Here is a 269-nt window from a genome sequence, read left to right as displayed (position 1 = left end):
CTCCCGTGTCTTGAGACACAGTACCATAGGCGCTGGGGCGGTTAACGGCCGAGTTCGAGATGGGATCGGGTTCTGATCACCCCGCTCTGACCACCAGACCGGCCAAGCACGTCGTCCGGCAAGCATGTCTTTCGCGGCAGCCGGTGAGGGCCGTCCGCATGTCTTCATCGTGTGTGGTGTTGGTCTGATCCGGACACGGATCATGAGAGCGATCAAGCCGATCGAGCGATTAGTACTGGTCAGCTCAGCGCGTTACCGCGCTTGCACAT

General features: G+C 60.2%; 1 rRNA gene. It reads right to left on the bottom strand.

Features of this window, described 5'->3' with window-relative positions:
* Positions 1-7 precede the first annotated feature (7 nt).
* Positions 8-98, bottom strand: a 5S ribosomal RNA gene (rrf, locus tag HPY23_RS04225).
* Positions 99-269: the final 171 nt, after the last annotated feature.

Origin of the sequence: Methylobacterium ajmalii, assembly GCF_016613415.1 — a bacterium.
GTDB classification, from domain to species: Bacteria; Pseudomonadota; Alphaproteobacteria; order Rhizobiales; family Beijerinckiaceae; genus Methylobacterium; species Methylobacterium ajmalii.
Note: the sequence above shows the minus strand (reverse complement) of the source record. Positions and strands in the feature narration are given on the sequence as shown.